8 protein-coding genes are annotated in these 7,683 nt (G+C 67.8%); 5 read left to right on the top strand and 3 right to left on the bottom strand.

What is annotated here, in order from left to right; genetic code table 11:
* On the bottom strand, positions 1-585 hold a 585-nt coding region (locus VFG33_RS14835; RefSeq protein WP_325026677.1), incomplete at its 3' end, for an LLM class flavin-dependent oxidoreductase.
* Between the two features lie 100 nt (positions 586-685).
* On the opposite strand from VFG33_RS14835, the gene VFG33_RS14840 reads away from it, so the two are divergent.
* On the top strand, positions 686-1,717 hold the full coding sequence (locus VFG33_RS14840) for a hypothetical protein (RefSeq protein WP_325026679.1): 1,032 nt from the start codon (positions 686-688) through the stop codon (positions 1,715-1,717).
* A 4-nt stretch (positions 1,718-1,721) separates the two neighbouring features.
* On the opposite strand, the gene VFG33_RS14845 is transcribed toward VFG33_RS14840, so the two are convergent.
* Both VFG33_RS14845 and VFG33_RS14850 read right to left on the bottom strand, forming a co-directional pair.
* Complete coding sequence (locus VFG33_RS14845; protein WP_325026681.1) at positions 1,722-2,450, bottom strand: GAF and ANTAR domain-containing protein; 729 nt, start codon at positions 2,448-2,450, stop codon at positions 1,722-1,724.
* Between the two features lie 220 nt (positions 2,451-2,670).
* A complete protein-coding gene (locus VFG33_RS14850) occupies positions 2,671-2,886 on the bottom strand; it encodes a CDGSH iron-sulfur domain-containing protein (RefSeq protein ID WP_325026683.1) in 216 nt (71 codons plus the stop codon).
* 71 nt (positions 2,887-2,957) lie between these two features.
* Here VFG33_RS14850 and VFG33_RS14855 point away from each other — a divergent pair, with 71 nt between their 5' ends.
* From VFG33_RS14855 to VFG33_RS14870, 4 genes are all read left to right on the top strand, one after another.
* Complete coding sequence (locus VFG33_RS14855) at positions 2,958-3,923, top strand: iron-containing redox enzyme family protein (RefSeq protein ID WP_325026685.1); 966 nt, start codon at positions 2,958-2,960, stop codon at positions 3,921-3,923.
* A 46-nt stretch (positions 3,924-3,969) separates the two neighbouring features.
* Entirely contained in the window at positions 3,970-4,767 is a 798-nt protein-coding gene (locus tag VFG33_RS14860; protein WP_325026687.1) for a S1 family peptidase, read from the top strand.
* A gap of 114 nt (positions 4,768-4,881) precedes the next feature.
* Positions 4,882-6,462, top strand: coding sequence for a flavin monoamine oxidase family protein (locus VFG33_RS14865; protein WP_325026689.1), 1,581 nt, complete (start codon positions 4,882-4,884; stop codon positions 6,460-6,462).
* The gene (locus VFG33_RS14870) at positions 6,459-7,112 is read left to right on the top strand and encodes a Rid family hydrolase (RefSeq protein WP_325026691.1); all 654 of its coding nucleotides are present in this window, start codon (positions 6,459-6,461) and stop codon (positions 7,110-7,112) included. Before VFG33_RS14865 ends, VFG33_RS14870 begins: the two co-directional genes overlap by 4 nt.
* Positions 7,113-7,683 lie beyond the last annotated feature (571 nt).

Here is a 7,683-nt window from a genome sequence, read left to right on the forward strand (position 1 = left end):
CAGGTGATCCTCCTCGGCGGTGACTGTGATCAGCCCGTCGGCCCAGCCGGCCACCCACGCCGCGGTCTTCTCGGAAACGGCGGCACCGAGTAGCGCCGGTGGTTCGGAGGGTCGCGTCCAGAGCCGGGCGCGATCGACTGTGATCAGCCCGTCGTGGCTCACTTCCTCGCCCTGCAAGAGTTTCCGGATCACCTCGACCGAGTGCTGCAGCCTGGCGTTGCGCACGGACTTGCGCGGCCAGCCGTCACCGGTGATGTGCTCGTTGCTGGCCTCGCCGGTGCCGAGCGCCGCCCAGAAACGACCCGGGTACATCGAGCCGAGCGTGCCGATCGCCTGCGCGATGATCGCCGGGTGATACCGCTGGCCGGGCGCGTTCACCACACCGAACGACAATCCGGTCGCCTGCAGCGCCGCCCCCAGCCAGGCCCACGCGAACCCTGACTCACCCTGCCGTTCACTCCACGGACTGAAGTGGTCCGAACACATCGCCGCGGTGAACCCGGCTTGCTCCGCCCGCACAACCGCTAGCAGCAGGTCGGCGGGCGGGACCTGTTCATGCGAGGCGTGAAAGCCGTAGACAGTCATACCTCCCCGTGCCCGCCCCATCCGCTTGCTACACGCGAGGGAGGCGATTCACCCGCCCGAGGGAGCCGCCGCGCCCTACGGAGAGCAGACGCTTGAAACCATGGACAGGCTGGTCGGGGTGTGGCGGCGGTGGCCGTACTGGGTGCCGCGGGCGGGGCAACTCTGGGCGGTCGCCTACGGCAGTTGGGTGGTCTATTGGTTGGCGGGTGGGCGAGCGGGGTTCCCGATCGCCAACGTGGCGGGGGATCCACCGGGTGGGAGGCCGACAGCTGTCCTTGTCTCCTTGGCGTTGCTCAGTGGCTGCGTCGCCGGGATCCTGTCCGCGCAGGCGACCACCCGGGCGGCGTCGGTCGCACTGGGATTCGCGACTGCGACCGCGTTGCTGGGAACGTTCGGCCTGGCGCTCAGCGGGGTCGGGATCATCGCGGCAGGGACCGTGGAGCGCCCGCTCGCGCTGATTGCGCAGGTCACTGCTCTGGTTGGCGCTCTGCTCATGTTCGGAACCACCCAGGTGCAGCTCAGACGGCGGCAATCCCGCTGCGCCCGGTGCGGCATGGATCATCCGGTCTCCGCGCGACCGGACGCGCCGTTGGTTCGACCGCCTTCTCGGAGGGCGTCCACCCGGGCGCGGCGTACGGCGTACCTGGTCCTGCTGGGGCTGTTGCCTTGGGCAATGGTGAAGGTGGTCTGGGGATCCGGTGGGAGCGCGCTCGGGGTGACGCCGCAGGAATGGCGGACCGCGATGGACGGCAGCGACCTGTCCGCGTTGAGTCGCCTGCTGGAGCGGTTCGGCATCGACATCACCGTTGCCGCGTCGCTCGTCGGCGTGGTTCTCGTGCTGGCGCTGCTGCAGCGGTGGGGCCTGCGCCTACCGCGCTGGTTGCTCCTGCTGCCGGCGTGGATCGGCGGAGTGAGCCTCACCCTGTACGGCGTACCGCTGGCGATCTGGGGCTCCCTGACACTGGCCGGTGTGATCCCACCCGAAGCAGACTCCGGGCCGTTCACCCCGACCGGCCTGGCGTGGATGGTGCTCTTCGGGGGTGCTGCCTTCGCCGGCCTGGGGACAGCCCTGACCATCGGAGCCCGCTCGTACCAGCGCCGCAGCCAACCGAGCTGCGCCGTTGCGCGGTGAGAAGTCAGCGTTTGGCGTTGGTGTTCGTGGACTCGACCAGGGCCGCGGCGATGGTGCGGAGTTTGGTGTTGCCGGACTGGGAGAGGCGGACCAGGAAGGCGAAGGCCCGGTCGGAGTCGAGGCTGTAGCGCTCCATCAGGATGCCGACCGCCTGGCCGATCACGTTCCGGGTGGCCAGGGCTTCCGTCAGGCTCTGGTCCTGCCTGGCCCAGCCCATCGCCACCGCGACCTGCCCGGCGAACAAGCTGCCGAGGTGGATCGAGTCCTGGTCGATCCCGTACATCTCACCGGCGTACAGGTTGAGCGCGCCGCGGGCATGCGGCTCCGCCCGGAACTGGAACGCGACCTGCGAACCGAACCCCAGCGCCGCCGCCTTCGGGCCGAAGACGGGCCAGCGGGGATCGTGCGCCAGGTCGTCGACGATCACCACCGGATCCTCGACCGCCGCGTCCAGACAAGGACCTTCATGCAGCTCGTACTGCAGATGGTCGGCCCGGATCACCTGCGGGCTGGTCGGCGCCCTGGTCTCGATCCGGCCGTCCTTGGTGGTCAGCGAAATACTCACCCCGACGATGCCGGGCACGGTGTCGGCCGCGCTCCGGGTGATCAGGTCGAGAGTCTCGTCGAGATCGATCGGGGCCTGCAGGGATGCCGACACCTCGGTCATCACTTCCGCGACCTGGTGCAGCAAGGTCTCTGAGGCCTGCCCTGGTACCGGGGGCACGGGTTCCATCTCGGTCACCTCCTGAAGAAGCGCCGATCCCCCCAGCCGGTCGGCCCTGGCCCCTAGTCTGCATCATCAATCGACAGAAAGAGCGACCCCGACGCTGGTCTGCTCAACGCCGAGGCCTAGGAGTTGCGGGTTCTCGAGAACCGGCAATTCCTTACCCTCACAGTGCCCGTAAGCCCCGATTCCATTCAGTACTGATTCCTTCCCCACCCCACCGCCCCGGTCAGGCTCTCGCGGCCCGGGCCGCCTTGCCCCGGCGTACCAACGCGTGACTTCCGTCGCAGAAGGGCTTCTGCGCGGACCGGTCGCAGCGACAGAGCGCGATCGTGCCACGCTGCGGATCGATCCGGTTGCCTTGCTCATCGAGCAGCTCGAAATCACCCCGGACCAGCAGCGGCCCGTCCTCGTACGCCCGGATCACAGTCTCTGCGTCGCTCATGCTCGCCCCGGTACCCAGACGCACGCATGGATCCGGGTACCGGGGGCCTCCGGAGAACCAAGGAGCGTCAGATGCAACTACCACCACCTCGCGGACCACTCAGCGCCTGGGTGATCGATCATCTGCGGGGCGGAGTCGGACCCGCACCACAACTGGCCGAACCGTGGTCCGACGACGACTTCCACCTGGCGCTGTGGTGCTTTTATGAGCTGCACTACCGAGGCTTCGACGAAAGCGCCCCGGACGCGGAATGGGATCCCGAGCTCCTCGCCTTCCGCGCCGAGCTGGAGAAGCCGTGGACCAGCTGGCTGCAGACGAGTTGCCGCCGCCTGGTGACCGATGAACCACCCTCGGCGCAGCTCCGCCGGCTGATCGACGCGGACGACGGACCACCGCTGGCGGCGTACCTGCAGCGGCATGCCGACCTCGACCAGTTCCGTGAGTTCGTGCTGAACCGGTCGGTCTACCAGCTGAAGGAAGCGGATCCGCACAGCTTCGGCATCCCGCGGCTCGACGGCGCGACCAAGGCCGCACTGGTCGAGATCCAGGCCGACGAGTACGGCGGCGGCCGGCCCGAGCGGATGCATTCCGAGCTCTTCCGTACGACGATGCGCTGGCTGGGGCTCGATGACAGCTACGGCCACTACGTCCCCGAAGTACCGGCGGTGACACTGGCCTGGGCGAACGTGATGTCGCTCTTCGCCCTGCACAGCCGCTGGACCGGGGCACTGCTCGGCCACCTCGCCGCACTCGAGATGACGTCCACCCTGCCCAACCGCCGGTACGCCGCCGGCGCCGCGCGGCTGGGCGCCACCGACGAGCAGGCCAGGTACTTCACCGAGCACGTGGTGGCGGATGCTGTCCACGAGCAGATCGCGGCGCACGACCTCTGCGACACCTACGCCGCGGACCACCCCGACGCGACCGCCGACATCCTCTTCGGCGCAAGTTGCTCACTGACGCTCGACAACCTGCTCGCCGACCACCTCCTGACCACCTGGGCCGTCGCCGACACCAGCCGACAAGCGGCCAGCTGATCGTCGCCTACCGCGATCAGGCGACCACTCGGAGTAAATTCGCGGCATGCTAATTCGTGCTGCGCTCGCCGTTGGGGTTCTCGTCCTTGCATCGGCGGGTACTGCGCCGGCTGTGGCTGAGGGACCACGCCACCTGATCGTCGGCGGAACCTTGGCGAGCACCTCCGAAGCACCGTGGGCGATCGCGTTGCTCAACAAGGACTCGGCGGACCCGAGTGGCCAATGGTGCGGCGCCGTCCTGGTCCGGCCGAACAAGGTGATCACCGCGGCACATTGCATGACGCAGGCGCTCGCCACCTACACCGCAGTACAGGGTCGGGCTGAGTTGCTCGACGATTCCGCCGGCCAGACGTCGGCGATCTCGGCGAGTTGGATTCACCCGGGTTACAACCGGAAGAACTACCGCAACGACTTCGCGGTTCTCACGCTGGCGCGGCCGCTCACCGGCGTACCGACGATCCGGCTGGAGACCAACCTCAAGGCTGACCGCAAGGGCGTCGTACCGACCGTCTACGGCTGGGGCGACACGCAGGACACGGGACCCGAGGACACCTTCCAGAAGGCAGCGGTCCCCGACCTCGGGGACGCCGTCTGCCTGGGAATCAAGCAGTACGCCGGTGGCGGGTACGCCGCGAGCAACAACGTCTGCGCGGGATACCTGGCCGGCGGAATCGACTCCTGCCAGGGCGATTCCGGCGGACCGCTCGTCCTCAACGGCCGCCTGCTCGGCACCGTTTCGTGGGGCAAAGGCTGCGCCGAACAGGGCTTCCCGGGGGTCTATGCGGAGATCGCGCCGGTGGCGACAACGCTCCAGGCAAGGATCAACGATGCACAGGTTCGTTAACCCGAAACAATACTGACAGGTTCGGCCCGGAGTGCTCACCGGACTGTGACCGGGCGGAAACACTTTGTTATTACCTTCCTAGGCAGCTACTTCAGTGCCCAGTGAGGAGATGGCATGGCCCAGACGAGAAGGCAGTTCCTCCAACATGTAGGCATCACCGGTGGAGCCGGTGTGATGTATTCCGCGATGGGCGCGCTCGGCCTCGCCGGAGTCGCCGAGACTCCCGCGTACGCCGCGCCGACGCGGCTCGAGCTGAACGGTCGCGGCAAGAAGCATGTGGTGATCCTCGGGGCAGGCATCGCCGGCCTGACCTCCGCCTACGAACTGCGCAAGGCCGGCTACCAGGTCACCCTGCTCGAGGCCCGCAAACGTCCAGGCGGCCGGAACTGGACAGTGCGCGGCGGCACCGAGGAGAAGGACCTCACCGGCGCCACGCAGCGGGCGAAGTTCTCGCCCGGCCAGTACATGAACGCAGGCCCCGGCCGGATCCCGCAACACCACGTCACGCTCGACTACTGCCGTGAACTCGGCGTCGCGATCGAGCCCTTCGTCAACCAGAACGCGGACGCCTATCTGTACCGAGAAGGCGCCACCTCCCTTTCCAACAAGCCGATCCGGCACCGCACAGCCAAGGCGGACGTCTACGGCTACGTCTCCGAACTGCTCTCCAAGGCGACCGACCAAGGGGCGCTCGACTCCGCCCTGACCGCCACTGACAAGGATGCGCTGATCAGCTTCCTGCGCAGCTTCGGGTCCGTCGGGTCGAAGGTGGACGGGTTCAAGTACACCGGCACCGACGGTCGCCGCGGTTACGAGATCGAGCCGGGTGCCGGGATGGAGGGCGGCACCACGGCAGCGCCGTACGGGCTGAGTGACGTGCTGGCCAGCGGGGTCGGCAACTACTTCTCGTTCGAGTTCGGCTGGGACCAGGCGATGATGATGTTCCAGCCGGTCGGCGGGATGGACCGGATCCCGTACGCGTTCGAGAAGGCGATCGGCCGGGAGAAGATCACGTACGGCGCCACCGTGCTCGGGCTGCGCAACACGACCGCGGGCGTCGAGGTCACCTACAGCACGGGCTCGCGGCCGAAGGTGATCGCGGCCGACTTCGCGATCTGCACCCTGCCGCCGCACATCGCGGCCACGGTCCCGTCGAACCTGCCGACCGACATCGTCGCCTCGCTGAAGTACGCCGTACCGACCAACGCCGGCAAACTCGGAATCGAGTACTCCCGTCGCTGGTGGGAGCTGGACCACCGGATCTACGGCGGCATCACCAACAGCAACCTCGACCTGGTCAACACCTGGTACCCGTCGACCGGTTTCCACGGCGAGCGCGGCACGGTGATCGGCTACTACAACACGGGGTCCAACGCCAACAGCTACGGCGCTCTCACACCGGCCGCCCGGCTCGAACGTGCCCTGGCCCAGGGCGCCAAGATCCACGGCGACGTCTACCGGAAGAACATCAAGGCCACCTTCTCGGTGAACTGGGCCGGCACCGAGTACTCCCGCGGCTCGTGGGTCGGCTGGCCGTCCCAGACCGACGGCGTCTACGCGAAACTGCTCGATGCCACCGGCAACATCTATTTCGCCGGTGACCACCTCAGCCACGCCATCGCCTGGCAGCACGGCGCGATGGTGTCCGCCCGGGCGGCCGTGACCGCCCTGCACACGAGAGTGACCAGCCGATGAAGCGCAAACTCCTGATCGGGCTGGTCGTCGTGGCGATCGCCTCCTGCTCGTTCACCGCCGGAGCCGCGGGCTGGTGGGACCGGCCGAAACCACCGCGCCCAGGCACCGTCGTACCGGCGCTTCCGGCCGGGCAGGCGAACCCAATGATCGCCAACGGTGTCGGCATCGGCGCGAACACGCCGATCTACAAGACCAGCGGGCTCGGCCCGGCCGCGCTGAACACGGGCGCACCAGCCGGCAGCGAGACGTCGTACGTCGACACCGTCGTCTTCCCGGGCGGCACGCTCCCCGCAGGCGTCACCATCACCGAGGCCCAAGGCATCAACGTCCTCCGCCGAATCGGCGAGAACCTCAAAGCCGCCGGCCTCTCGTACTCCGACGTCTACACGATGCGCGTTTTCCTCCAGAACCCCACCGGCGCCCCAGCCGCCGACTTCGCCGGCTGGAACCGCGCCTACCGCCAGTACTTCGCCAACACCGACCTGACCACCGGCAAGTACATCCCGGTCCCCCTAGGCACGGCCCCACCCACCAAGCCCTTCGTAGTCAACAAATCCCGACCATCCCGCTTCGCCCTGGAAATAGAAAACCTCCCAGTCACCGGCTGGCTAGTAGAAGTAGAAGTAGACGCCGCCTACCCCAAACACTGACCCACCACCGAATGCCCTGACGCCGTCCGCCGGTGCATCGGGGCCGTGCATTGGGACTGTGGTTGCGCCGGCGCATTGGGACTGTGGTTGCGCCCGGTGCATTAGGACTGTGGTTGCGCGGTCTCCGCTGCGAGATGGTGCTAGCCGAGGTGGTGGGTGTCAAGGGCGCTTCGCGGCCCTGCGGGCTCGAACAAGTTCGACCCTTGACACCCACCACCTCGGCCAGGGAAGGACGCAGCTACGCGGATCCCGCGCAGAGGTATGAGCTGCCTTCAGGGGATTCCGTCCGCCCGGGTGGTTCCGGGGCTGATGTGTGTGCTGCGTTCAGGGGATTCCACCCGCGTGGGTGGTTCGTGCGGGGTGTTCGGTGCTTCCGCTGATTCCGTCGGCCCGGGTGGTGCCGGTTGCCGGGGTGGCCCCATCCAGACCTACAGAAGTCGCGAAACCCTGTCCAGTAACCGGTTTCCGGGGGTGGTTTCGGTGGGTTCTGTGGGTGCGGGTGGTGGGCCGTGCTGGAGATCGTGGCGTGGTTCGGTCGGCTGCCGGTTTGTGGGGCCGATACCGGTCTGCT

The organism is Kribbella sp. (assembly GCF_035687465.1).
Taxonomy (GTDB): Bacteria; Actinomycetota; Actinomycetes; order Propionibacteriales; family Kribbellaceae; genus Kribbella.